The sequence below is a fragment of the Dongia rigui genome (genome assembly GCF_034044635.1).
Lineage (GTDB): Bacteria > Pseudomonadota > Alphaproteobacteria > Dongiales > Dongiaceae > Dongia > Dongia rigui.
This window is the reverse complement of the sequence record NZ_JAXCLX010000001.1, coordinates 2347596-2371347: the sequence shown is the minus strand read 5'-3', so window position 1 is coordinate 2371347 and position 23752 is coordinate 2347596. Positions and strand designations below refer to the sequence as shown.

The 23752-nt window shown below is 62.4% G+C and carries 23 protein-coding genes; 16 read left to right on the top strand and 7 right to left on the bottom strand.

Annotation, left to right across the window (positions count from 1 at the left end; genetic code table 11):
- Nucleotides 1-241 precede the first annotated feature (241 nt).
- Nucleotides 242-1372, bottom strand: a complete 1131-nt coding sequence (locus SMD31_RS11065; protein ID WP_320500899.1) for a trimethyllysine dioxygenase — start codon at nucleotides 1370-1372, stop codon at nucleotides 242-244.
- Nucleotides 1373-1533: 161 nt separating this feature from the next.
- Here SMD31_RS11065 and betI point away from each other — a divergent pair, with 161 nt between their 5' ends.
- The 3 genes from betI to SMD31_RS11050 are packed head-to-tail and all read left to right on the top strand — an operon-like array spanning nucleotide 1534 to nucleotide 2824.
- Nucleotides 1534-2202, top strand: a complete 669-nt coding sequence (betI, locus tag SMD31_RS11060) for a transcriptional regulator BetI (protein ID WP_320500898.1) — start codon at nucleotides 1534-1536, stop codon at nucleotides 2200-2202.
- A gap of 43 nt (nucleotides 2203-2245) precedes the next feature.
- The gene (locus SMD31_RS11055; protein WP_320500897.1) at nucleotides 2246-2524 is read left to right on the top strand and encodes a type II toxin-antitoxin system RelE/ParE family toxin; all 279 of its coding nucleotides are present in this window, start codon (nucleotides 2246-2248) and stop codon (nucleotides 2522-2524) included.
- 9 nt (nucleotides 2525-2533) lie between these two features.
- On the top strand, nucleotides 2534-2824 hold the full coding sequence (locus tag SMD31_RS11050) for a HigA family addiction module antitoxin (RefSeq protein ID WP_320500896.1): 291 nt from the start codon (nucleotides 2534-2536) through the stop codon (nucleotides 2822-2824).
- A 1-nt stretch (nucleotide 2825) separates the two neighbouring features.
- Here the strand turns inward: SMD31_RS11050 and truA are convergent, their stop codons facing one another.
- Genes truA through def form a run of 3 tightly spaced genes read right to left on the bottom strand, consistent with a single transcriptional unit; the run spans nucleotide 2826 to nucleotide 5010 of the window.
- Nucleotides 2826-3563 carry a tRNA pseudouridine(38-40) synthase TruA gene (gene truA, locus SMD31_RS11045; protein WP_320500895.1) on the bottom strand — a complete coding sequence of 246 codons (738 nt, stop codon included), beginning with the start codon at nucleotides 3561-3563 and terminating at the stop codon, nucleotides 2826-2828.
- Nucleotides 3560-4471 carry a methionyl-tRNA formyltransferase gene (gene fmt / locus SMD31_RS11040; protein WP_320500894.1) on the bottom strand — a complete coding sequence of 304 codons (912 nt, stop codon included), beginning with the start codon at nucleotides 4469-4471 and terminating at the stop codon, nucleotides 3560-3562. Before fmt ends, truA begins: the two co-directional genes overlap by 4 nt.
- Before the next feature lie 11 nt (nucleotides 4472-4482).
- Nucleotides 4483-5010: a peptide deformylase gene (gene def / locus SMD31_RS11035; RefSeq protein ID WP_320500893.1), complete on the bottom strand. Its 528-nt coding sequence runs from the start codon at nucleotides 5008-5010 to the stop codon at nucleotides 4483-4485.
- A gap of 265 nt (nucleotides 5011-5275) precedes the next feature.
- On the opposite strand from def, the gene SMD31_RS11030 reads away from it, so the two are divergent.
- From SMD31_RS11030 to SMD31_RS11015, 4 genes are all read left to right on the top strand, one after another.
- Nucleotides 5276-6373, top strand: coding sequence for a DNA recombination protein RmuC (locus SMD31_RS11030; RefSeq protein ID WP_320500892.1), 1098 nt, complete (start codon nucleotides 5276-5278; stop codon nucleotides 6371-6373).
- Between the two features lie 106 nt (nucleotides 6374-6479).
- Nucleotides 6480-7433, top strand: a complete 954-nt coding sequence (locus SMD31_RS11025; protein WP_320500891.1) for an SPFH domain-containing protein — start codon at nucleotides 6480-6482, stop codon at nucleotides 7431-7433.
- Between the two features lie 62 nt (nucleotides 7434-7495).
- Nucleotides 7496-7951, top strand: a complete 456-nt coding sequence (locus tag SMD31_RS11020; RefSeq protein ID WP_320500890.1) for an NfeD family protein — start codon at nucleotides 7496-7498, stop codon at nucleotides 7949-7951.
- Nucleotides 7952-8156: 205 nt separating this feature from the next.
- On the top strand, nucleotides 8157-8939 hold the full coding sequence (locus tag SMD31_RS11015; protein WP_320500889.1) for an Hpt domain-containing protein: 783 nt from the start codon (nucleotides 8157-8159) through the stop codon (nucleotides 8937-8939).
- 4 nt (nucleotides 8940-8943) lie between these two features.
- Here SMD31_RS11015 and SMD31_RS11010 read toward each other — a convergent pair whose 3' ends face one another.
- The 3 genes from SMD31_RS11010 to SMD31_RS11000 all read right to left on the bottom strand — a co-directional run bounded on the left by SMD31_RS11010 (nucleotide 8944) and on the right by SMD31_RS11000 (nucleotide 10910).
- Entirely contained in the window at nucleotides 8944-9174 is a 231-nt protein-coding gene (locus SMD31_RS11010) for a hypothetical protein (protein ID WP_320500888.1), read from the bottom strand.
- An 85-nt stretch (nucleotides 9175-9259) separates the two neighbouring features.
- Nucleotides 9260-9913 (bottom strand): hypothetical protein, encoded by a 654-nt coding sequence (locus SMD31_RS11005; protein ID WP_320500887.1) that lies wholly within the window; start codon nucleotides 9911-9913, stop codon nucleotides 9260-9262.
- Between the two features lie 10 nt (nucleotides 9914-9923).
- On the bottom strand, nucleotides 9924-10910 hold the full coding sequence (locus SMD31_RS11000; RefSeq protein WP_320500886.1) for a hypothetical protein: 987 nt from the start codon (nucleotides 10908-10910) through the stop codon (nucleotides 9924-9926).
- Nucleotides 10911-11116: 206 nt separating this feature from the next.
- Here SMD31_RS11000 and SMD31_RS10995 point away from each other — a divergent pair, with 206 nt between their 5' ends.
- The 9 genes from SMD31_RS10995 to argF all read left to right on the top strand — a co-directional run bounded on the left by SMD31_RS10995 (nucleotide 11117) and on the right by argF (nucleotide 23751).
- Nucleotides 11117-12832, top strand: coding sequence for a long-chain-fatty-acid--CoA ligase (locus SMD31_RS10995; protein ID WP_320500885.1), 1716 nt, complete (start codon nucleotides 11117-11119; stop codon nucleotides 12830-12832).
- Between the two features lie 14 nt (nucleotides 12833-12846).
- Nucleotides 12847-13983, top strand: coding sequence for a thiolase family protein (locus SMD31_RS10990; protein ID WP_320500884.1), 1137 nt, complete (start codon nucleotides 12847-12849; stop codon nucleotides 13981-13983).
- The gene (locus SMD31_RS10985) at nucleotides 13983-16310 is read left to right on the top strand and encodes a 3-hydroxyacyl-CoA dehydrogenase/enoyl-CoA hydratase family protein (RefSeq protein WP_320500883.1); all 2328 of its coding nucleotides are present in this window, start codon (nucleotides 13983-13985) and stop codon (nucleotides 16308-16310) included. The genes SMD31_RS10990 and SMD31_RS10985 overlap by 1 nt, the downstream gene beginning before the upstream one ends.
- 171 nt (nucleotides 16311-16481) lie before the next feature.
- A complete protein-coding gene (locus SMD31_RS10980; RefSeq protein WP_320500882.1) occupies nucleotides 16482-18269 on the top strand; it encodes an acyl-CoA dehydrogenase C-terminal domain-containing protein in 1788 nt (595 codons plus the stop codon).
- 371 nt (nucleotides 18270-18640) lie between these two features.
- On the top strand, nucleotides 18641-19438 hold the full coding sequence (locus SMD31_RS10975) for a hypothetical protein (protein ID WP_320500881.1): 798 nt from the start codon (nucleotides 18641-18643) through the stop codon (nucleotides 19436-19438).
- 200 nt (nucleotides 19439-19638) lie between these two features.
- A complete protein-coding gene (locus SMD31_RS10970) occupies nucleotides 19639-20451 on the top strand; it encodes an ABC transporter permease (protein WP_320500880.1) in 813 nt (270 codons plus the stop codon).
- Nucleotides 20448-21254 carry an ABC transporter permease gene (locus SMD31_RS10965; RefSeq protein ID WP_320500879.1) on the top strand — a complete coding sequence of 269 codons (807 nt, stop codon included), beginning with the start codon at nucleotides 20448-20450 and terminating at the stop codon, nucleotides 21252-21254. Before SMD31_RS10970 ends, SMD31_RS10965 begins: the two co-directional genes overlap by 4 nt.
- A gap of 380 nt (nucleotides 21255-21634) precedes the next feature.
- A complete protein-coding gene (locus SMD31_RS10960; protein WP_320500878.1) occupies nucleotides 21635-22825 on the top strand; it encodes an aspartate aminotransferase family protein in 1191 nt (396 codons plus the stop codon).
- A gap of 5 nt (nucleotides 22826-22830) precedes the next feature.
- Nucleotides 22831-23751 carry an ornithine carbamoyltransferase gene (argF, locus tag SMD31_RS10955; protein WP_320500877.1) on the top strand — a complete coding sequence of 307 codons (921 nt, stop codon included), beginning with the start codon at nucleotides 22831-22833 and terminating at the stop codon, nucleotides 23749-23751.
- The last annotated feature ends 1 nt before the right edge of the window (nucleotide 23752 follow it).

Below are 23752 nucleotides of genomic sequence, written 5' to 3'. Positions count from 1 at the left end.
TAGCTTGGCAATCTTTAGTCTGGATGACAATTAGGTAAATAAATTCAATTCAATAGACGTTAATATCTGAACTGTCGTTCAAGAATATCAAGCGCTTGACGCTGGAACCCTGGCCGCGCCCCCTCCGCAACCCTCGCCCCGCACGTGCGGGGAGAGGGCAGGGGGAGGGGCGGACCGTTCGAACGCGTTGCCGGCAGCCCTCACCCCACTTCGTGGTGAGAGGGGCTTGAAGGCGTCCCGCTTAAGCCGCCCGCTGTGCCTTCTTCAAACGCAGGACGCGGAGGCGGCTCTCGACGTCTTCCTTGTTGAGATAGGCGCCGGCCAAGCGGCGATAGCCGGTATAGGCATCGCGCGCATGCAACAGGCGCCAATTGTCGAACAGCACCACCGACCCGGGCAGCAGGCGGCGGCGATATTGCAGGCTGCGGTCATTGGCGAGTTTGGCGAACATCGCATAGGCCTGCTGGAACAGCGCCATGCGCGCGGGCTCCAGGGCGAAGGGCGCGCGGTCGTGGTTGTTGAACGACACCTGCGCCAGGCGACCCGTTGAATCTTCGCGGAAGAGCGGCCGGCGCGCCATCAGATGAATGCCCTTCTCGAGGTCGATATATTGCCCCGGCACCTCGACTTGCGTGAGCACACGGTAGAGCTGCGGCGTGTCGCCCCTCATGATCTCGGCGATGCGGAAGGCATCGACGAAGACGTTCTCGCCGCCTGTGCAATCCGCCGCCAGGCAATGGAACATCTGATAGCCGGGCGCATCGAAACTGTAGGTGCCGTCGGTATGCGGACCGATCGCCATCGAGGTATAGGCGGTGTCCTTATGCTCCATATTGGCGGTGAAATCCCAATAGCCGCCGAAGATCGTCTCGCGGATATAGGCGACACGCTTGGCGACCGCTTGCGTTGCCTCCGGCGTTCCCGGCGTCGCCTCGACGAAGCAGAAACCAAAGCGCTCGATCTTCTCCAGATAGGTCTCGAGCACCGCATCATCCGCCATCAATGCATCGAAGTCGACCTGCGGGAAGTCGGCCGATATCTCGGCATCGTTCCAGGTCGTGATGTCGGAGGTGAGGATGCCCACGGGCCGCAGGCTTTCTGCGAGATCACCGGCTGCAAACACGCTCTCATGGCCATCGGCCCAGCCGAGCGACAGCGTCGTGCCGCCAGCACCCAGCGCCAGGGTGGCGAGGTTGAGATCCTGCGGCAGTGCGAAGGTGTCGAGCAGGCGCTGCTGCGTTTCGGGATGCCGGCAGCTGGCGCAGGTGCAATGGTCGCGCAGCCAGGTGAGGCCGAAAAGATGCGTGCTGCCATCGGCAAAGGCGATCTCGACGGCATCGCGCTGGATCGCGGCATGGGTGAGATGGGTCATGGCGGGACTCCCTGGGGTGGATTTCTCGCCGGAGTACTATTATACAAATGTACAGCACTCAAGAGAAATCTGGCCGTGGGGCCAAAATTGGCTCAACCCTGGGGCCACGGCGTATTACACTCGTTTCGTATTAGCGACCGAGTAGTTGAGAGGCACAGCCCGTGGCTGAAAAAGAACCCAAATTTACCCGTGACTTACCCGAATCCCGCCGACGCCAGCTGATCGAGGCAACCGCGCGGAGCCTCGCCCGGCATGGACTCGATGGGACGACCGTCCGCGTCGTGGCGGCCGAAGCCGGGGTTTCGCCGGGCCTCGTGCGGCATCATTTTGCCGGCATGCATGACCTCATCGCCGAGACCTATCGCTGGACCGGGAAAGAGGTCGAAAAAGGCCTCCGCGCGGCGCTCGCCGCAGCACCCGATCAACCCGAGGCGCAACTCCGCGCCTTCGTCGATGCCAGCTTCTCGACGCCGATGCTGAACCCGGATCTCCTCGGCGTCTGGCTCACCTTCTGGAGCCTCACCCGCACCGATCCGGTGATCCACGAGATTCACGGCAAGGTCTATGCCGATTACCGCAAGCGCCTGCAGCGCTATATCAGCGGCATCGCCGAGGAAAAGAAGCTCGGTCTCGACCCGCGCATCGCGGCGCTGGCGCTCACCGCCTTGCTCGATGGACTGTGGCTGGAACACTGCCTCGACCCCTCGACCTTCACCGCGTCAGAGGCGCGCCAGATCGCCCATGACTGGGTCGATAACCTGAAAGCCGGCCGCTTCATGGCTGGCGCCAAACGCGAAGAACCGGCCCCGGCCGTCGCCAAGGTTGGTTGACGGGCCACTTGTCTTAATACGCGCCGCGTACTATCTTACGCGTATGATCGGCTCGTTTCGGGACAAGGAAACGGAGGCGCTGTGGGACAACGGCAATTCCCGTCGTTTTGGCAATATTGCGCGGATCGCCCTGCGCAAGCTCTACATGCTTCATGTCGCCACGACGCTCGAGGAGTTGCGCGTCCCGCCGGCCAATCGGCTGGAAGCGTTAAAGGGATCATGGTCGGGTTGGTACAGCATTCGGATCAACGATCAGTGGCGCATTGTCTTTCGCTGGCAGGGCAAGCAGCCGATCGAGGTTGGCATTGTCGATTATCATTGATGTGAACAGATGAAACCAATTGTCATTCATCCGGGCGAAATTCTTCTGGAAGAGTTCATGCGCCCACTCGACATAAGCGCCAATGCGCTAGGCTTGGCGCTGCATGTGCCGGCCAACCGCATTCTGGCAATTGTCAAAGGCAAGCGTGCCATTTCTGCTGACACCGCTTTGCGTCTGTCGCGTTATTTCGGGACCACGGCCGAGTTCTGGCTCAATCTTCAGGCATTATACGATCTGAAGAAAGCCGCAGCCGAAGAAGGCGCCAAGATCCGCCAAGAAGTGCGCCCGCGCGCCGCCTGAGCTAATAAACAACCCGCGTCAGATAAAGCCCGTCGGGCGGCGAGGTCGGGCCGCTCGCTGAGCGGTCGCGCGCTTCGAGGGCACGGGTCACATCATTGGCCGACCATTTCCCCTCGCCCACCAGGCGCAAGGTGCCGACCATGTTGCGCACCTGATGATGCAGAAACGAGCGCGCCTCGGCGATCACCTGGATCTCTTCGCCCTGGCGCATGACATCCAGCCGGTCGAGTGTCTTCACCGGCGATTGCGCTTGGCAAAGCGAGGCGCGAAAGCTGGTGAAGTCGTGTTTGCCGATGAGGCGCTGCGCCGCTTCATGCATGGCACCGGCATCGAGAGCGCTGCCCAAATGCCAGGCATGACCCCGGTCGATCACCAGCGGCGCGCGGCGATTGACGATGCGATAGAGATAGGCCCGGCCTGTCGCCGAGAAGCGCGCATGGAAATCGTCGGCTGCGATCTCGCAGGCCGTGACCGCAACCGGATTGGGCTTCATGTGGAAGTTGAGCGCCGCCATCAGCCGCGCCGGTTCGATCGCCTTCTCGATATCGACATGCGCCACCTGGGCCAGGGCGTGGACACCGGCATCAGTGCGGCCGGCACCATAGACCATCGTGGTTTCCTGGACCGTCGCCGTGACGGCTTCCTCCAGCACTTGCTGGATAGAGAGGCCGTTATCCTGGCGCTGCCAGCCGACGAAGGGCCCGCCGTCATACTCGATGGTGAGCTTGAATCGCGTCATGCGAAGAACCGCGTGCCCGCCGGCACCTTCTGGCCGCGCAGGAAATCGCCGGCGTTCATGGCTTTCTTGCCGGCCTTCTGCAGCAAGGTGAGACGCAGGGCACCTTCGCCGCAACCGACGGTGAGCGCGTCATCGAGGGCCAAACCGGCCGTGCCCGATTTCTGCACGATCTCCCCAGCCAGCACCTTCAGCCGCGCGCCGTCTTCCATCATGCACCAGGCACCGGGCACTGGCGCGAAGGCGCGGATCTGGCGTAGGGTGTCGGCAGCCGGCTTCGACCAATCAATCTGCGCCTCGGCCGGGGAAATCTTGGCGGCATAAGTGACACCCGCGGCCGGCTGCGGCACGGCCACCGGCAAAGGTGCCGCCAGCGTCTCGACGATCAGCCGCGCGCCAAGGCCCGCCAGCGCGTCATGCAGCGCCCCCGCATTCATCTCTGGCCCGATGGCGACGCTCTCCTTCACCAGCATCGCCCCGGTATCGAGACCTTCATCCATCTGCATGATGGTGATGCCCGTCTCGGCATCACCGGCAAGGATCGCGCGCTGGATGGGTGCCGCACCGCGCCAGCGCGGCAGCAGCGAGGCATGGATGTTGAGGCATCCCAGGCGCGGTGCCGCAAGAACGGCTTTCGGCAGGATCAAGCCATAGGCCGCGACGACGGCGATATCGGCATTGAGGGCAGCGAACTCCGCCTGCGCATCCGGCGATTTCAGCGACACCGGATGCCTCACCGGCAAGCCGTGCCGCTCGGCCAATTGCTGGACGGGTGATTTGCGCAGATCCTGGCCGCGGCCGGCAGGGCGCGGTGGCTGCGAATAGACGGCCGCGATCTCATGCCCGGCCGCGATCAGCGCCGCCAAGGCAGCGGCCGCAAAATCCGGCGTGCCCATGAAGACGACGCGCATGGGAAAGCCCGTCAAGCCGGAACGCCGCCGGCGCCGGCCTTCTTCTGCTTCAAGAGCTTGCGCAGGATGATGTTGCGCTTCAGTGAGGTCAGGTGATCGATGAACAGCACGCCGTCGAGATGGTCGATCTCGTGCTGCAGGCAGGTGGCGAGCAGCCCCTCCGCCGTCACTTCGCGTGCGACATTGTTCTCGTCGAGATATTTGACGGTGCAGGAGGCTGGGCGCACCACATCGGCGTAGTGATCCGGCACCGACAGGCAGCCTTCGTTGTATTCGGCATCGTCATCCGAAACCGCGACGATTTCGGGGTTCGCCATGCGCAAGGGGGCCGGGGCTTCGTCCTCGCCGGCGATATCGATGACGATGACGCGCTTCAGCACGCCGACCTGGGGGGCGGCGAGGCCGATGCCGGGGGCGACATACATCGTCTCCAGCATGTCATCCATCAACTGGCGAATCTCGTCATTCACCTCGGCGACGGGCTCTGACTTCTTGGCCAGCCGCGGGTCAGGAGCAACGAGGATCGGTAACTTGGCCATGCTCATTCCATAAAAAGGCGAGTCTTCGAGCCCCCCTCACCCCAACCCCTCTCCCCAGAGGGGCGAGGGGCTCAATAGCGACCACGCTCAAAACCCCCTCGCCCCGCTTGCGGGGAGAGGGTCGGGGTGAGGGGTGGTGCCACTACGCGGTGACAGTGGGCTGCTTTCGCGCTTTACCTATGGATTCCCCGGGCTATCGTCAAGCGAGGTGGGGTGCCGAGGCACCCCGATTCGCTTCCCTTTGCCCTGATTCCGAGGTTTCGCCATGGATTCGAGCCCAATGCTGGCGCTCCTCGCCCTCATTGCCCTGTTGCTGGTGGCAGTATTGATCCTGGTCTGGCGCGGGCATCGCCCGGCGCCGCTCCCCGCCCCCGACCCGCGTCTGGACCAGTTGGCGGGGCAGTTGCAGTCCCTGGCCGCCACCCAGGCCTCGTCCCAGGCGGCGATCGACCAGCGCCTCGATGCGCGCCTCAACCAGCTTTCCGACCGGGTGCAGGAGCGTCTCGCCCTGTCGGCGACCGAAGCCGGACAATCTCTGGGCGAGCTCAAGGAGCGCCTGGCCGTCATCGACGCCGCCCAGAAAAACATCGCCGAGCTCTCCACCCGCATGGTCAGCCTGCAGGACATCCTCTCCAACAAGCAGGCGCGCGGTGCCTTCGGCGAGGTGCAACTGGCGGCCATCGTCCAGGACGCGCTGCCCAATGCCAATTACGAGTTCCAGGCGCCCTTGGGCGAGGGCAAGCGCGTCGATTGCCTGCTCAAGCTCCCCAACCCGCCCGGCGCCATCGCCATCGATTCCAAATTTCCGCTGGAATCCTACCGCGCCATCCGTGACGCGGACGGTGATGTGGCGCTCACCCAGGCGCGGCGCGAATTCTCGGTGGCGATCCGCGTGCATGTGAAGGCGATCGCCGAGAAGTACATCGTGCCCGGCGAGACGGCGGATTGCGCGCTGATGTTCGTGCCGTCCGAAGCCGTCTATGCCGAGCTCCACGCCAATTTCCCCAATCTGGTGGAGGAAGCCGGCCGCTCGCGCGTCTGGATCGTCTCGCCCACCACCTTGATGGCGACCCTCACCACCATGCGCGCGGTCTTGAAGGATGTGCGCATGCGCGAACAGGCCCATGTCATCCAGGCCAAGGTCGGCGAACTGGCCAAGGACCTCGACCGCCTCGATACGCGTGTGGGCAAGCTGCAAAGCCATTTCGACCAGGCGGTGGAGGATGTCCGCCAGATCCGCATCTCGACCGACAAGGCGATCAAGCGCGCCGACGAGATCGAAAGCGTCGGCCTGGAAGCGCCCGAAAGCGTCACGCTGGCGGCAACCGCGGCAGCAAATCCGGTGCTGGTCGCAAAGGGTTAGCGGCAGCGATCCGCGTCATCCTTGAATCGCCGCCAATCATCCCCACATTTCAAAAGCTTTCTGGTTGTGTAACAATCGCCGGATCATCGCTTTGGGGGAAGCATCCATGCTCAGCACGTTCGCCATTTTCGTCATCGTCGTATTGTTTGTCGCCGTTCTGCTCGTCTTCATGGGCATCAAATCGGTGCCGCAGGGCCGTGAATGGACCATCGAGCGCTTCGGCCGCTATACGCTGACCCTGCGCCCCGGCCTCAATTTCATCATTCCCTTCTTCGACCGCGTCGGCGCCAAGATCAACATGATGGAATCGGTGCTCGACGTGCCGACGCAGGAAGTGATCACCAAGGACAACGCCATGGTCAGCGTCGACGGCGTCGTCTTTTATCAGGTGCTGGATGCCGCCAAGGCGGCTTACGAAGTGAACGATCTCGAAAACGCGATCCTCAACCTCACCATGACCAATATCCGCACCGTGATGGGCGGCATGGATCTCGACGAATTGCTGTCCTTGCGCGACAAGATCAACGCGCAGCTTCTGCATGTGGTTGATGATGCGACCCAGCCCTGGGGCATCAAGGTGACACGTATCGAGATCAAGGACATTGCGCCGCCCAAGGACCTCGTTGAAAGCATGGGCCGTCAGATGAAGGCCGAGCGCGACAAGCGCGCCGCCATTCTCGAAGCCGAAGGTCTGCGCCAGGCCGCCATTCTGAAGGCCGAGGGCGAGAAGCAATCCGCCATTCTGAAGGCGGAGGGCGAGAAGGAAGCGGCCTTCCGCAACGCCGAAGCGCGCGAACGCCTCGCGGAAGCGGAAGCCAAGGCCACGGCCTCGGTGTCCGACGCCATCAGCAAGGGCAGCGTGCAGGCCGTCAACTACTTCCTCGGTATTCGCTACACGGAAGCGCTGGAAAAGCTGGCGAGCGCTAACAACCAGAAAGTCATCCTGATGCCGCTCGAGGCCAGCAATGTGATCGGCGCCCTCGGCGGCATTGCCGAACTCGCAAAATCGGCTTTGGGCGATCGTGACGACACGCGCCGCTCCAGCCTGCCCAGGACCTGAAGCCCGGCATAACACCAGGATCTCTTGCACCCCAGGAACATTTGCCCCCAGGAACATTTGCGATGAGCGATATCGGTTTCACCTTCGACCTGGAGTTCTGGCACTGGCTGATTCTGGCCGCGGCCTTGGCCGGGGTCGAGATCCTCACCCCCGGCTTCTTCTTCATCTGGCTGGGCGGGGCGGCCCTTGTGACGTCGGTCGTGGCGCTGGTGGCGCCGGGTCTCACCTGGGAAAACCAGGTCCTCGTTTTTGCGTTGCTCTCGGCCGTCTCGGTGCTTGGCTGGTATCGCTTCCGCCACAGCCTGGTGATCAAGAGCGACGACATGACCCTCAACCGCCGCGGCGAGCAGCTGCTGGGGCGCAACGCGACGCTGTCGGAACCGATCGTCAACGGCCGTGGCCAGATCAAGATCGACGACACTGTCTGGCGCTGTGAGGGCGAAGATCTGGCGGCCGGCACCAAGGTCAAGGTCGTGGCCTTGCGCGGCGCCATCGTCGCCGTCGAGAAGGCCGCCTGACAGCCACGAGAGCCGTTATTCCCAAGACCATTACCTGGGAATGTAGGCCCATTCACTACTTTTAAACTTTCTGGCGCTCATGCTGCGGGCGCGCGTTCGGCTGTCGCTCAGATGGCCGATCAATGTGCTTGCCCGCAAATGGCCAATTTCGCGGCGCAATCCACAAAATGCCACGGCCACGAAATACCAGGGAAAGAGCTGACCCGTGAAAGTATCCGGCGCGAATATCGACGAGCTGACCCAGAAGGCCGAGCTCGAATTCCATGACGAGGCGACGACGCGCCTTGCCGAGATGAATCGCCTGCTCGACGAGATCGCCGAGAAAGGCGCCAATGACGACAACGCACCGGCGCTCCTTGAGCACGCGCACAATCTGCGCATCACCGGCGCCTCGTTCGGCTTTCCCGCGATCACCCTGGTGGCGCAGCGCTTCGAGGGCTATCTCAACGACAGCGGCGACTGGACCGACAAGACGCAGCGTGATGCGCAGGGCTTCTGCGACGTGCTGGGCCAGCTGTTGGAACGGAAATCCCAGCCGGACGATGACGAGATCGCCCAGCTGGTGCGCACCCTGCCATCGCATGTCAACCGCAGCTTCTCGCCCGGTGACGTCGAGATCCGCAATGTCGAGATCCTCCTCATCACCCCGGCACGCGCCGTTGCAAAGATACTCTCCAAGCAGATCATGGCCTGCGGTTTCCGTGTCAACACGGTCAGCGACCCGATCGAAGGCCTCACCACGGCGCTACGTGTGCGCCCGGACATGGTCATCACCTCGCAGGTGATGAAGGGCCTGACCGGCGTCGATCTCATTCGCGCGCTCAAAGCCGTGGCAGTCACTGAAAAAATCCCCTGCGCGGTGCTCACCAGCCAGGAACTCGATTCCGCCGATTTCAACCGCCTCCCCACCGGCGCCCCAGTCCTCAGAGCCGGCAGCAACTTCGCCGACGACTTCGCGAAGGTGATCACGCAGCTGGGATTGGGGTGAGGGGCTAACGTTCCGGCATTTTGGGTTGGGCAATCCCGCTCGATTGACCCGGCATACCTTGCAGGAATCCGATCTTTGCCCAAGGCACGGCGATAATATCGCGGCTGGAAATGATGGTTGTCGGCAAGAAAGCCAGACGCGGCGACAGAACATCGCCGTCGCGTGCAACCATGTATCTGCCATCACTCAGAATGACGGGATCTTTGCTCAACAACGCCTCTGGACTACCCGCCATCTCGGTATCGCGCCAGGTATCGCCCGGATAAGCCAGCGCGCCTGCGATACCCGATAGATAGGCCCGCGCGTCGCTTCGGTCTCGGTCAGGAGGCGCCGATGCGGATGATATGGGCGTTAACATGAATGGCATATGAGCCGATCCCTACCAGGTCGCCGGGGATGCCGATCACGCGCACGAGAGTCGGTTGAGAGTCGACGTTAGCCAGTAGAAGTTGGCCGCGCCCGATATCCACTCTGCTTCTGGAAAAATCGATGGCGTAAAGGATGTCGCCTGCCTTTGCCAGCGGCGTGCCGGTCTCTACCCGAAAGAAGTAGGTCGGTGCAGATCCTTGGCCCAGGATAAGCCAGCCGAAAATCGGAATCCAGATCAGGTTACCGATGGTGGTGCTACTGATGTTGAACGGCACTGTACAAACGTCGCGTGGGTGCGCTCTGACCCAGCGGAGCATTTTGATGCCGGACCACAAGCCGATGGCCAGCCAGACCACGGCGCATAAGATCAGACTATTGATGTCGCTGTCCGCTAGGACAAAAACCAGCAAGACGAAAATCCAACCCACGACCATCGGTATGATGCCAAAAGGCGACGACTCATTGTTTAGCGCATGAGCCTTCAACGGCATGCCGAGATATCGATGACCGGCGTCCGGAAGGATAGGGGATGCCAAGGCGGCGCGCAGAACATGCAGCCACAGATGCCTCGGCTGCTTAGAAGGTGTAGCGTCCGTCGCGGTCATCAGAAGGCCCTCAGGAACCTCTAAAAAAGAGATTGCTGGGCTGGGCGATGTCGCTCTTCGCGCCGGGGTGATCCCCCATGCTCCAGAACTTGGCCCAGGGCACCAGGACGACATCCTCCTCGGATATCTCAAGGACCGGGACAGCAGCGCCAAATGCCGGCTTCAGAAAAGCGGCGTCGCGGGCGACGAGCAAGCGCTTTGTCTGGACGACCTTCGCTTGGCTCTGCACAAGCTGATCCAGCGCGTCAGCACCGGCGATGTCGCCGGCTGTGGCGATGTCATGGGCAAGCTTGTTCAGTCGGTCCTTGTCCCATGGTTCGGTGAGGCTGCGCAAAGACACACGCGATCCATTGATCAGCAAGGCGTCGTCTGCCGTCGCGAAAATGTCGCCCGGAACCGCCAGAACGCGGACAAGGCTTTCCTTGCCTTCAATCCTCGCCAGCAGCAACTGGCCGCGCTCAATACGGCCGCTTTGATCCCGCCGCGACCACCCGTTGTCATCGGTGATCGGGGTATATTTCAACCCATAGAGCAGATCGCCGGTGGCCACGACGGGCGTCGTCTCTGTCGCTCTAAACAGGCTAATGTCCGGCCAGGTAAAGCTTAGCGAGCCGAGCCAGGCAAAGACCAGAATGTTGAACACTAAAAGCAACGAATTAAAGCCGCTCGGTGCGATGCTGATGCTCGCATCCGACCGCAAAGCCGCGCGCCACAGCACCACGACGGATGCGATTCCATTCAGTGCCCAGGCCAGAGCAAAAAAGATCAGCGGGGCAAGGCTGAGGTTTAGCAGATAGGGAATAGCGATCGCTGCCAGCATGGCCGCGCTGATCGGCATGGCCTTGCGCTGCCACTCAATCTTCTTATCCGGGCTTTTCAGCCCCAGATAGGTCGAACCGAGATAAGGCATGATCAGTGACAGCAGTGTCGAAAAGGCGAGATGCGGCCAGAAGCTCCATCTTTTTTGCTGCGCCGCAGCAATCTGCGTGTCAGACATGTGCCCCTGCTAACTATTGGCCGAAAGCGAAAATATTTCTCGATCATTCCTAGCATAGCGGGGCGCTTGGCTTCTACCGAGCAGTGTACCCACCTCCGTCATTAACCATTCCTTTGCCTTGATGGCTAAAGAATGTCTTTAATGTTCTGGGCTTGATCCGGCACCCGTCAGGGGAAAAGTACGGCGCCGCGGTCGGTAGGAGGGTCATGAACGCCACGTCGCTGCAGGAATTCGGCACGGCGAAGCCTTGGGTCGCGAGCTATCCGCCCGAGGTGGACGCGGCGACGCCGATCGTGGCGAAGCCGGTTTATGCGCTGCTTGACGACAGTGCCGCGGTCTATCCCGACAATGACTGCATCGACTTCCTCGACAAGCACTACACTTACGCCGAGGTGAAGCGCGAGAGCGACAAGGTCGCCAAGGGCCTGCAGCAGGTGGGCCTCAAGCCCGGCATGCGGCTGGGTCTCTTTCTGCCCAACTGCCCCTATTTCGTCATCTTCTATCACGGTGCCCTGAAGGCAGGCGCCACGCTGGTCAATTTCAATCCGCTTTACGCCGAGCCGGAGATCGAGCGGCAGATCGCCGATGCCGAGGTCGACTTCATGGTGACGCTGGATGTCACCCAATTGCTCCCCAAGCTCGACGCGGTGCTGATGAAAAGCCGCGTCAAATCGGTCATCGTCTGCCCGATGGCGCACCAACTGCCGTTTCCGAAGAACCTGGTCTATCCCTTCGTCATGCGCTCGGCCCATGCGCGCATGAAGATCGACAGCCGCCACATCGCCTACAAGGATCTGGTCCATAACGACGGTGCTTACGCTCCTGTCGAGATCGACACGGGAAAGGCCGTGGCGCTGTTGCAGTATACCGGCGGCACGACCGGCATCCCCAAGGGGGCCATGCTCAGCCACGCCAATGTCTATGTGAACGCCATCCAGTCGAAGCGCTGGTTCTATACCGTCGACAACCCGCAATCGAAGACCATCGGCGTGCTGCCGCTGTTCCATGCCTTTGCCATGACATGTGTCATGAATTTCACGCTGTCGGTCGGCGGCGCCATGATCCTGGAGCCGAAATTCGACACGTTGAAGCTGCTGCGTCTCATCCATTCGAAGCGCCCGACGGCACTGGTCGGCGTGCCCACACTTTTCAACGCGCTCCTGAACTTTCCGCAGTTCAAGGATTTCGACCTTACCTCGCTCATCTTCGCCATTTCCGGCGGCGCGCCCTTGCCCGTTGAGGTGCGGAAGAAGTTCGAGGAAGAAAGCGGTTGCCGGTTGATCGAGGGCTATGGCCTTTCGGAAGCCTCCCCGGTCTGTTCCTGCAATCCCGTGAATACCGGCGGGAAGACCGGGTCGATCGGCCTACCCTATCCCTTCACCTCCTGCGAGATCGTGTCGCTGGAGGATGGTGTGACGCGCATGAAGCCCGGCGAAAAGGGCGAGATCTGCTTTCGCGGCCCCCAGGTGATGCTGGGTTACTGGAAGCGCCCGGATGCCACCGACGAGGTCATCAAGGACGGCTGCCTCCACACCGGCGATGTCGGCCATATCGATGAGGAAGGCTTCGTCTTCATCACCGACCGCCTCAAGGAAATGATCAACGCGTCGGGCTTCAAGGTCTATCCGCGCGTCATCGAAGAGGCGCTCTACCAGCACCCGGCGGTGAAGGAATGCGCCGTCATTGGTATCGACGATCCCTATCGCGGGCAGAACATCAAGGCCTTCGTTGTGCTGAAAGACGGTGCAGCGTGCAACCAGGAAACGCTCGATGCATTCCTGGAGACGCGCCTCTCCAAGATCGAGAAGCCGCGCTTTTATGAATTCCGCGACGATCTGCCGAAAAGCATCATCGGCAAGATCCTGAAGAAAAATCTGGTGGACGAGGAAAAAGCCCGCGCCGCCACCGCAACAAAGCCCTAAGGGGGAAAGCCGTCATGAAAGAAGCCGTCATCGTCGCCTATCAGCGCTCGCCCTTCCATCTCGCCAACAAAGGCGCGCTCATCAAGGTGCGGCCCGACGATCTCGCCGCCGCGGTCGTTAAATCCATCGTCGACAAGACCAAGGTCGAACCCAACGATATCGAAGATCTGCTGATGGGCTGCGCCTTCCCGGAAGGCGAGCAGGGCTTCAATGTGGCCAAGCTGGTCGGCATGATCGCGGGGCTCCCGCAATCGGTTGCCGGCGCCACCATCAATCGTTTTTGTGGTTCCTCGATGCAGGGCATTCACGTCGCGGCCGGCGCCATCGCGCTGGGTGCCGGCGACGTCTTCATCTGCGCCGGCATCGAAAGCATGACCCGCGTCCCCATGCTGGGCTTCAATCCCATGCCAAACCCGGCGCTCAATGAACGCCTGCCCGCGGCCTATGTCTCGATGGGGATCACGGCGGAGAATGTCGCCAACAAATACAAGATCAGCCGCGCCGAGCAGGAAGCCTTCGCCGTCGAAAGCCAGAAGAAGGCCGCGGCCGCGCGGGCCGCCGGGAAGTTCAAGGACGAGATCGTGCCGATCGTCTCTGGCAAGGAAACCATCACGGAAGACGGCACCATCCGCCCCGACACCAATGCCGAGGGCCTTGCCGGGCTGAAGCCGGCCTTTGATGCGGCCGGGTCGGTGACCGCCGGCACCTCCTCGCCCTTGACCGACGGGTCGGCTGCTTGCCTCGTCACCTCGCTCGATTATGCGAAGTCGCACAATCTCCCCATCCTTGCCAAGATCCGCGCCATCTCGGTTGCCGGCTGCGCGCCGGAGATCATGGGCATTGGCCCGGTGACGGCGACGCAGCGCGCGCTTAAACGCGCCGGCCTCACCATCGATGACATCGACATCATCGAGCTCAACGAAGCCTTCGCCTCGCAATCCTTGGCCTGCATCCGCGACCTCAAGATCGATGTGAAAAAGGTCAATCTCGACGGCGGCGCCATTGCCATCGGCCATCCGCTGGGCGCGACCGGCGCCCGCATCACAGGGAAGGCCGCGTCGTTGCTCAAGCGCGAGGGCAAGAAGTTTGCTCTGGCCACCCAATGCATCGGCGGCGGCCAGGGCATCGCCACCATCCTGGAGGCCATCTGATGCCCATCAAGCAAGCCTGCGTCATCGGCGCCGGCGTGATGGGGGCGGGCATCGCCGCCCAGATCGCTAATGCCGGTGTCCCCGTCCTCCTGCTCGACATCGTGCCCAAGGACGGAACCGACCGTTCCGCCATCGCCAAGGGTGCGATTGAGAAGTTGCTCAAAGCCGACCCCGCACCCTTGATGTCGAAGGCGGCGGCCAAGCTCATCACCCCCGGCAATATCGAGGACGATCTCGACCAACTGGGCGACGTCGATTGGGTGGTCGAGGCCATCATCGAGCGCATCGATTTGAAGCAGGGCCTCTATCACAAACTTGAAGGCAAAAGGAAGAAGGGCTCGGTCCTCTCCTCCAACACCTCGACCATTCCGCTGGCGAAGCTGGTCGAAGGCATGCCGGAAACCGTGCAGGCCGATTTCTGCATCACCCATTTCTTCAACCCGCCGCGCTATATGCGCCTCCTTGAAATCGTCGGCGGCGTGAAGACGCGGCCTGAGGTCTTGAAAGACATCAGCGATTTCGGCGACCGCATGCTGGGGAAGACCATCGTCCGTGCGAAAGACACGCCGGGCTTCGTCGGCAACCGCATCGGCGTCTTCTGGATGCAGGCGGCGGTGACGGCCGCCCTCGATCTCGGCCTCACCGTCGAGGAAGCGGATGCCATCATGGGCCGCCCGATTGGTGCCCCCAAGACCGGCCTCTTTGGCTTGCTCGATCTCGTCGGCCTCGACCTCATGCCGCATGTCGACAAAAGCATGGCGAGCCTGCTCGCACCCGACGACGCCTATATGAAGCTGCGCCGGCCCTGGCCGCTCCTCGAAAAAATGATCGCCGACGGATACACGGGCCGCAAAGGCAAGGGTGGCTTCTATCGCCTCAACACCGCGGGCGGGGGCAAGGTCAAGGAATCGATCAACCTCATCACCGGCGATTACTCCCCCAGCGATCGCGCCCGCCTCGATTCCGCCGATGCGGCGAAAGGCGGTTTGCGCACGCTGGTCGAACACAAGGACAAGGGCGGCCAGTACGCCTGGAAGGTCCTCTCCGCCCTCCTCTCTTATGCGGCCTCGCTTGTCCCCGAGATCGCCGACGATGTGGTCGCCGTCGATCAGGGCATGAAGACCGGCTATAATTGGAAGCGCGGGCCCTTTGAGATGATCGACCAGATGGGTGCCGCCTGGTTCGCCGAAAAGCTCGCCGCCGAGAAACTGCCGGTGCCGCCTTTCCTCGCCACCGCCGCCAAGGCCGGCAGCTTCTACCGCGTAGAGGACGGCGCCACCCAGCATCTGAAGCCCGATGGCAGCTACACCAAGCTGGTGCGGCCTGATGGCGTGCTGCTGCTCTCCGACATCAAGCTCAGCTCCAAGCCGATCATCAAGAACGGTTCGGCCTCGCTCTGGGATATCGGCGACGGCGTCGCCTGTCTTGAATTCCACAGCAAGATGAACGCGCTCGATCCCGACAGCCTGGCGCTGGTCAAACAATCTGTCGACCATGTCGGCAAGAAGATGAAGGCCCTCGTCATCCATAACGAGGCCGAGAATTTCTCGGTCGGCGCCAATATCGGCCTCGCCCTCTTTGCCGCCAACATCGCCATGTGGCCGATGATCGACGACATGATCGGCACCGGCCAATCCGCCTACAAGGCCGTGAAGTTCGCGCCCTTCCCCGTCGTCGGCGCGCCGTCGGGCATGGCGCTGGGTGGCGGCTGCGAGGTATTGTTGCATTGCGCGGCGATCCAGGCCCATGCCGAAACCTATATGGGTCTGGTCGAAGTCGGCGTCGGCCTCATTCCCGGCTGGGGCGGCTGCAAGGAGATGCTGCTGCGCTATCAGCCCGGCCCCCGCGACCCCAGGGGCCCGATGCCGCCGGTGGCACAGGCGTTCGAGGCGATCTCGCTCGCCAAGGTCGCCAAATCCGCGGCCGAGGCCAAGGAACTCCGCTTCCTGCGCAAGGATGACGCGATCACCATGAACCGCGACCGCCTGCTGTTCGATGCCAAGCAGAAGGCCCTGGCACTTCTCGCGGCCGGCTATCAGCCGCCGACGCCGCAGGAATTGCGCCTGCCGGGACCGACCGGCCGCACCGCGCTTCAACTCGCCGTCGAAGGCTTCGCGCAACAGGGCAAGGCCATGCCGCATGACGTGACCGTCTCAGATGCGCTTGCCGAAGTGCTTTCGGGCGGCAAGACCGACATCACCGACATCGTCACCGAAGACCAGATCTCGAAGCTCGAGAAGAAGGCCTTCATGACCTTGCTGCACACCGGCCCCACCCTGGCGCGCATGGAACACATGCTCACCACCGGCAAGCCGCTGCGGAATTGAACAGGATGGATTTGTGGCAAACACCCCCTCTCCCTAACCCTCCCCCACGTTGGGGGGAGGGAATTCGAGCCAGCTTGAACGCGAAAGCTGTCACGAGCTCGGCCGGACTCCCTCCCCCCAACGTGGGGGAGGGTCGGGGAGAGGGGGCTGTCGCAGAAGAGGACCGTAATCATGCCCGCCTATAAAGCCCCTTTGCGCGATATTCAGTTCGTGCTCAATGAAGTGCTGCAATTCGAGAACCTGCCGCAGCAGATTCCCGATTTTGCCGAGGCGACGCCCGATCTCGTCGCCACCATCCTCGAGGAGGCCGGCAAGTTCTGCGAGGAGGTGCTGCAGCCCCTCAACCATCCGGGCGATGAGGAGGGTTGCCATTACGAGAACGGCACCGTCACCACGCCCAAGGGCTTCAAGGAAGCCTACAAGACCTTCATCGATGGCGGCTGGACGGGTCTCCCTTGCGACCCGGCATATGGCGGGCAAGGCTTGCCCAAGCTGGTCAATTTCGCCGTCGAGGAGATGATCTGCTCGGCCAATCTCTCCTTCGGCATGTATCCGGGCCTCTCCAACGGCAATTACAACGCCATCCACACCCATGGGTCTGATGCGCAAAAGGCGCTCTATCTCCCGAAACTCGTCGACGGAACCTGGACCGGCACCATGTGCCTCACCGAACCGCATTGCGGCACGGATCTCGGTCTCTGCAAGACGCGGGCGGAAGCGAATGCGGACGGCTCCTACAAGCTCTACGGGACCAAGATCTTCATCTCGGCCGGTGAGCATGACTTTACTGAGAACATCATCCATTTGGTGCTGGCGCGCTTGCCCGATGCGCCGGCCGGCATCCGCGGCATCTCGCTTTTCGTCTGCCCCAAATTCCTGCCCGATGCCGATGGCAAGCCCGGCGCCCGTAATCCGGTCGTCTGCGGCTCGATTGAAAAGAAGATGGGCATCAAGGCGTCCTCGACCTGCGTCATGAATTTCGATGGCGCGCAGGCCTGGCTGGTGGGCCGGCCGCATAAGGGCATGTCCGCCATGTTCACCATGATGAACACGGCGCGCCTCGCGGTCGGCATGCAAGGTCTCGGCATTGCCGAGGCCGCCTATCAGGGTGCCGTGACTTACGCCCGCGAGCGCCTGCAGATGCGGGCCCTCACCGGCGCCAAGTTTCCGGAGAAGGCTGCCGACCCGATCATCGTGCATCCCGATGTGCGGCGCATGCTCCTCACCATGCGCGCCTTCAACGAAGGCTGCCGGGCCCTTGCCTATTGGGTCGGGCGGGAACTTGATGTCTCGCTGCATCATCCGGACCCCGAGAAGCGCCAGGAAGCCGACGATTTCGTGGCGCTGCTCACCCCCGTCGTCAAATCCTTCCTGACCGATCACGGCTTCAACGCCGCCAATCTCGGCGTCCAGGTCTATGGCGGCCACGGCTATATTCGCGAGTGGGGCATGGAACAGCTGGTGCGCGATGCGCGCATCACGCAGATCTATGAAGGCACCAACGGCATCCAGGGCCTCGATCTGGTGGGGCGCAAACTGCCGACGGGCACCGGACGCCTGGCGCGCCGCTTCTTCCATCCCGTGGCCGATTACATCGACCAGGCCAGTGAAAAGCCGGAAATGGCCGAGTTCGTCCTGCCGCTCGCCAAGGCCTTCGCCAAGCTGCAGCAGGCAACGGCCTGGATCGCGCAAGCGGGTCTCGGCAACCCCAATGAGGCGGGTGCCGCCGCCACCGACTACCAGCGCCTCTTTGCGTTGGTCGCCCTGGGTTACATGTGGTGCCGCATGGTCGAGATCGCTCTCGCCAAGAAGGACGAGGACAGCGACGGCTTCTATGCCGCCAAGGTGATGACGGCGCGCTTCTATTTCGCGCGCCTGCTGCCGGAATCGAATTCGCTCTTCACCACCGTGATGGCGGGGGCAGACTCCTTGATGGCAATGCCGGCCGAGGCGTTCTGACACGCGCGGTATCGTCCATTGTCGGCATCACGATCCGTCATGCCCGGACGTGATCCGGGCATCCACTCTATCAACGGCGCCCGTGGATCCCCGGGTCACGCCCGCGGATGACGGAAGAGGAAAGCGCCTCAATCCTTAAGCGTTTTTAACACTAACCCGCAGATCTGCGGGATTGTCACCGCCAGATGAATCCGCGGTTAATTGCACGGTCGTTCATCACAGCCATTTCACAGCCGAGATATCCTTCTCACAACGGAACTGTCGCAATTTGCGGGCATTCTGTCCGGTATCGGTGGTGCCGAGTCGGAGAACAGGAAGCGTCGTTCTCCAGCAGTCAACGAGCACCGCGCCCACGGGACGGGAACACGCCAATGACGCGCTTTGTGACGACGGCTGCAGGCCGCACCTGCGCCGCTGTGCTGATGACTTGCGCTTTTTCCGCAGCGGCGGCGACCCTCTGCGCCACGCCTGCCTCGGCCGGCATGGACGAGGCGTCGCTCGGTTACCGCTTTGGCACCAGCCTCACCCAGTTCAAGAACATGAAGCTGCCCTTCAAGGATTTGCCCAAGGGCGCCACGGTGAAATGCGCCGACGACCCGGCGTTGGAAAACCGCATGGTCGGCTATGTCGCCCGCGACGAGCAGCGCTATGAGAGTGTCGGCATCCTGACCTGCCGCGTGGTGGCGCCGGACCCGGCCAACCTTTCCTGGTGGCGCCCGGTCGAATTTGAGATCAACGGCGTCAAGTCGCGCCTGCGCTTCGACTTCATGGAAGTGGCCGAGCGCGGCAGCGCCGATGAAGAGGCCGATGTCAGCCAGGCAAGCTTCGACGACACCGGTTTCTCCGGTGCCCTCTATGGCGGCAATGATCTTACCGACAGCGGCGGCAAGCAGTACACGCTGGTGGCCGCCCGCGTCAGCCCCGTCCGCGCCAAGGACGGCTATAAGCTGATGGCCGGCCTCAACGAGCGCCTGGGGGATTCGGCGGTCAAACGCGACCGCGTCGAAATCGCCCCCGGCATCGCCTTCAAGATGGATGTCCCCACGTGGCAGCGGGGGAATGTGACCGTCGCCGCCTGGGATCCCACGGAACTGGGCCATTACGACCTGGTCTTCACCATGACCAGCGCCAAGGACAGCATGCAGGCCCGTTTGGCCGATATCGAGTAGTTCGTCTCTGAATGCGTCATCCCCGGGCGATGACCCGGGGATCCACTGGTGCGGCTGAGAGAGTGGATGCCCGGCCAGTGGGATCAACGCTGGGCCCGGTCATGACGGTATCGGGCATGACGGTATGAGGTGTGTGGGATGCCGTCATGCGGTGCGTGCCCATTGCACGCCATCCCCGGGCGCACTAGTTTCGCCCCATCATGAACGCCACGCTCTCAAGAACCACTTTGGCCCCCCGCCGCTACGGCGCCATCAACTGGATCGGCCTCTACACGCTCTACCGCAAGGAAGTGCGCCGCTTCCTGACGGTGGCGACCCAGACCGTCATGGCGCCGATGGTCACCACCTTGCTGTTCCTCGCCGTCTTCGTGCTGGCCATGGGCCACTCGGTCGATCTGGTGGGCGGCGTTCCCTATATGGAATTCCTCGCCCCCGGCCTCATCATGATGGCGATGACCCAGAACGCCTTCGCCAACACCTCCTCGTCACTGATGATCGCCAAGATCCAGGGCAATATCGTCGATCTGCTGATGCCGCCCTTGACCGCGTTCGAGATCACGCTGGCGCTGGCCTTGGGCGGGCTTACCCGCGGCATCGTGGTTGGCCTTGCCACAGCGGCCGCCATCTGGGTCTTCGTCCCGCTCCATCTCACCCATTTGTGGGCGATGCTGTTCTATGCCGCGATGGCCAGCCTGATGCTGGCGCAATTGGGTGTTGTCGCCGGCATCTACGCGGAAAAATTCGACCACATGGCGGCGGTGACCAATTTCATCATCACGCCCTTGGCATTCCTCTCCGGCACCTTCTATTCGACCGAGCGCCTGCCGGAATTCGGGCGGCTGCTCGCCCATCTCAACCCGTTCTTCTACATGATCGACGGCTTCCGCTATGGCCTCATCGGCCATGCCGACGGCTCGCTCCTGGCTGGCGTGGTGACGCTCGTCGCGGTCAATTTGGCGTTGCTCATGGCCAATTATTTGAGCTTCGAACACGGCAGCCGGATGAAGCCATGAGCGTAACATCCCGGCTGGCGCCCCTGCGGCGTTTCGGCCCGGTCAATTGGATGGGCCTTGCCACGCTGATCCAGCGCGAGGCGCGGCGCGGCCTTCAGGATTACAACTACCAGATCCTGGGCCCGGTCGTTTCCAGCCTGCTCTACCTCGCCGTCTTCCACCTCGCCCTGCGCACCACCGGCACGGCAGAGAGCAATGCCGATCTCCTCAATTTCATCGCCCCCGGCCTTATCATCTTCGTCGCCTGCGAAAAGGCCTTCGAATGCGCCGCTGGCTCCTTCATCTTCGACAAGCATGAACGCGTCATCGCCGATCTGCTGATGGCGCCGCTTGCCCCGGCCGAGCGGGTGCTGGGCTATCTCGGCGGCTGCTGCCTTGCCGGTGGCGCCGTCGGCATCGCCGTTGCGCTCGTCACCCTTTTCTTCGCCAATCTCTCGCTTTACAGCGTTGGCGCCCTCGTCTTCTTCGCCCTTATGGGCATGATGCTCCATGCCCTCATCGGCATCCTGGTCGGCATCTGGGCGGAAAAATGGGACAGCTTCGCCGCCGTCCATACCTTCCTGCTGCTGCCGCTCTCCTTTCTCTCCGGCCTCTTCTACCGCATCGAGAACCTGCCCGAGGCGGGGCAGGCCCTGGTGCGCTTTAACCCGGTCTTCTATGCCATCGACGGCTTCCGCTTCGGCATGACCGGGACCGGCTCGGCCGATCCGATGATCGGGGCGGGTGTTCTGCTGGCGATCAATGTCGCCCTCTTCGCCCTCACCTATGTCTGGTTCCGCCGCGGCTATCGCCTGAAGCCCTGATTGCCTGAAGCCCCGATCTCCAGAAACCTTGACCCAGCGGCACGGTTTCCCTACTTTCCCCGCCATGTTGAAACTTCTCGCCAATGCTGAACGACGTCGACCCTGCACCAAGGTGCGGAGCGGTCAGCTTTTGGCACGAACGGAACAGCCCGCCGGCGCGTAAATCCCGGCCCCCGTTCGAGCGAACAGCGCCCCTGCCCACCAGACCGGTCGGCGGGGTTTTTCATGCCTGCAAGGAACCCAGATGATCGTGGCCCAGCTTCGTAGCCCTTGTTTCCATTCGTTTTTCACCTGCGGTTGACAGAAGGGGGCCACCCTCCCGATAGTCGCCGCTTTCCGGGCCGGAAACGGCCCTTTTTGACCCATGTCCCGAGGCCAAAATGACCACCAAGCCCAGCAGCCTGATGCAGACCTATGCCCGCTCCGACCTCGCCTTCGAGCGCGGCGAGGGCGCCTATCTCTTCACGGGCGACGGGCGACGATTCCTCGATTTCGCCAGCGGCATCGCCGTGACGGCGCTGGGCCATGCCCATCCGCATCTGGTGAAGGCGCTGACCGACCAGGCGGGCAAGCTGTGGCACACCTCGAACCTCTATCAGGTGCCGGGCCAGACGCGGCTTGCCGAACGTCTCACCAAGGCGACCTTTGCCGACCAGGTCTTCTTCGCCAATTCCGGTGCCGAGGCGATCGAATGCGGCTTGAAGCTGATCCGCAAATATCATGACGATTTCGGCGATCCGAAGCGCTACCGCGTCATCGGCTTCGAAGGCTCGTTCCACGGCCGCACACTCTCGACCTTGGCCGCTGCCGGTAACGAGAAATACCTCAAGGGCTATGCGCCCAATGTCGACGGTTTCGACCATTGCGCCTTCAACAACCTCAATGAAGTGCGCGCCAAGATCGGGCCGGAAACGGCCGCGATCCTCGTCGAGCCGGTGCAGGGCGAAGGCGGCATGCGTGCCGCCGACATCGACTTCCTAAAAGGCCTGCGCAAGGTCTGCGACGAATTCGGCCTGCTCCTCATGTTCGACGAGGTGCAATCCGGCGTCGGGCGTACGGGCAAGTTCCTGGCCCATGAATGGGCTGGCATCACCCCGGACATCGTCTCGATCGCCAAGGGTATCGGCGGCGGCTTCCCGATGGGCGCCTGCCTTGCCACCAGCAAGGTGGCGGCAGCCTTCGGTCCCGGCGCGCATGGGACGACCTTCGGCGGCAACCCGCTCGCCATGGCGGTCGGCAACGCCGTGCTCGACATCGTCCTCGACACCGACCTGATGGCGCATGTCAACAAGGCCGGCGCCCATCTCGATGCCCGCATCGACGAGCTGCTGAAGCGCTTCCCGGGCACGTTTGCGGCCAAACACGGCAAGGGATTGATGCGCGGCCTCAAATGCGTTCCAGAGGTGGTCAATACCGACGTGGTCGAACGCCTGCGCGGTGTCGGCCTCCTCACCGTCGGCGCCGGCGACAACACGGTGCGCCTGTTGCCGCCGCTCATCATCACCCATGCGGAAATCGATTCCGCCATCGACATGATTGCCGCCGTGGCGGCCCAAGCGAAAGCTGCGTGAATAAAATGACCAAATCACCCAAGCACTTCCTCGATCTCGACATTATGTCGGGGGCCGATCTGCGGCGCATCATCGATGTCTCGAAAGCCGTGAAGGCCAAGAATTTTCCGGATGGCAATGCCAAGCCCTTTGCCGACAAGAAGCTGGCGATGATCTTCGAGAAGCCCTCGACCCGCACCCGCGTTTCCTTCGAAATCGGCATGAAGGCGCTGGGCGGCGAAGTCGTCGTGCTGGAACGCGAAAGCTCGCAATTGGGCCGCGGCGAGACAGTGGCCGACACCGCCCGCGTGCTGTCGCGCTATGTCGATTGCATCATGGTGCGCACCACCAAGGAATCGAAGCTGATGGAACTGGCGGAATACGCTACCGTCCCCGTCATCAACGGCCTCACCGACCGCACCCATCCCTGCCAGCTGATGGCCGACGTGATGACCTTCGAGGAGCATCTGGGGCCGATCCAGGGTAAGCGCATCACCTGGTCCGGTGACGGCAACAACATGGCAACGAGCTGGATCCACGCCGCCGTGCGCTTCGATTTCGAGCTCAACATCGCCTGCCCGGCCAATCTCGCCCCACCGCGCGACGTCATCAACTGGGCGCATGAGAATGGCGGCAAGGTGAAGATCTCCGACAACCCGCAGGAGGCCGCCAAGGGCGCCCATTGCATCGTCACCGACACTTGGGTCTCGATGGGCGATGCCGACACCTTCGACCGCACCGAACAGCTGCGCCGCTTCCAGGTTGACGAGAAGCTGATGAAGCTCGCCGACCCGAAGGCCATCTTCATGCATTGCCTGCCTGCCCATCGCGGCGACGAGATGACCGCAGCGGTGATCGACGGCCCGCAATCGGTGGTCTGGGACGAGGCCGAGAATCGCCTTCATGCCCAGCAGGGGATTCTTTATTGGTGCCTCGGCCTGCTTTAAT

What these genes read in the sequence shown, in the direction of transcription:
- SMD31_RS11065 (WP_320500899.1), bottom strand. Translation starts at nt 1,372, where the DNA reads ATGACCCATCTCACCCATGCCGCGATCCAGCGCGATGCCGTCGAGATC.
- SMD31_RS11055 (WP_320500897.1), top strand. Translation starts at nt 2,246, where the DNA reads ATGATCGGCTCGTTTCGGGACAAGGAAACGGAGGCGCTGTGGGACAAC.
- SMD31_RS11050 (WP_320500896.1), top strand. Translation starts at nt 2,534, where the DNA reads ATGAAACCAATTGTCATTCATCCGGGCGAAATTCTTCTGGAAGAGTTC.
- truA (WP_320500895.1), bottom strand. Translation starts at nt 3,563, where the DNA reads ATGACGCGATTCAAGCTCACCATCGAGTATGACGGCGGGCCCTTCGTC.
- fmt (WP_320500894.1), bottom strand. Translation starts at nt 4,471, where the DNA reads ATGCGCGTCGTCTTCATGGGCACGCCGGATTTTGCGGCCGCTGCCTTG.
- def (WP_320500893.1), bottom strand. Translation starts at nt 5,010, where the DNA reads ATGGCCAAGTTACCGATCCTCGTTGCTCCTGACCCGCGGCTGGCCAAG.
- SMD31_RS11030 (WP_320500892.1), top strand. Translation starts at nt 5,276, where the DNA reads ATGGATTCGAGCCCAATGCTGGCGCTCCTCGCCCTCATTGCCCTGTTG.
- SMD31_RS11025 (WP_320500891.1), top strand. Translation starts at nt 6,480, where the DNA reads ATGCTCAGCACGTTCGCCATTTTCGTCATCGTCGTATTGTTTGTCGCC.
- SMD31_RS11020 (WP_320500890.1), top strand. Translation starts at nt 7,496, where the DNA reads ATGAGCGATATCGGTTTCACCTTCGACCTGGAGTTCTGGCACTGGCTG.
- SMD31_RS11010 (WP_320500888.1), bottom strand. Translation starts at nt 9,174, where the DNA reads ATGGCGGGTAGTCCAGAGGCGTTGTTGAGCAAAGATCCCGTCATTCTG.
- SMD31_RS11005 (WP_320500887.1), bottom strand. Translation starts at nt 9,913, where the DNA reads ATGACCGCGACGGACGCTACACCTTCTAAGCAGCCGAGGCATCTGTGG.
- SMD31_RS11000 (WP_320500886.1), bottom strand. Translation starts at nt 10,910, where the DNA reads ATGTCTGACACGCAGATTGCTGCGGCGCAGCAAAAAAGATGGAGCTTC.
- SMD31_RS10995 (WP_320500885.1), top strand. Translation starts at nt 11,117, where the DNA reads ATGAACGCCACGTCGCTGCAGGAATTCGGCACGGCGAAGCCTTGGGTC.
- SMD31_RS10990 (WP_320500884.1), top strand. Translation starts at nt 12,847, where the DNA reads ATGAAAGAAGCCGTCATCGTCGCCTATCAGCGCTCGCCCTTCCATCTC.
- SMD31_RS10985 (WP_320500883.1), top strand. Translation starts at nt 13,983, where the DNA reads ATGCCCATCAAGCAAGCCTGCGTCATCGGCGCCGGCGTGATGGGGGCG.
- SMD31_RS10980 (WP_320500882.1), top strand. Translation starts at nt 16,482, where the DNA reads ATGCCCGCCTATAAAGCCCCTTTGCGCGATATTCAGTTCGTGCTCAAT.
- SMD31_RS10975 (WP_320500881.1), top strand. Translation starts at nt 18,641, where the DNA reads ATGACGCGCTTTGTGACGACGGCTGCAGGCCGCACCTGCGCCGCTGTG.
- SMD31_RS10970 (WP_320500880.1), top strand. Translation starts at nt 19,639, where the DNA reads ATGAACGCCACGCTCTCAAGAACCACTTTGGCCCCCCGCCGCTACGGC.
- SMD31_RS10965 (WP_320500879.1), top strand. Translation starts at nt 20,448, where the DNA reads ATGAGCGTAACATCCCGGCTGGCGCCCCTGCGGCGTTTCGGCCCGGTC.
- SMD31_RS10960 (WP_320500878.1), top strand. Translation starts at nt 21,635, where the DNA reads ATGACCACCAAGCCCAGCAGCCTGATGCAGACCTATGCCCGCTCCGAC.
- argF (WP_320500877.1), top strand. Translation starts at nt 22,831, where the DNA reads ATGACCAAATCACCCAAGCACTTCCTCGATCTCGACATTATGTCGGGG.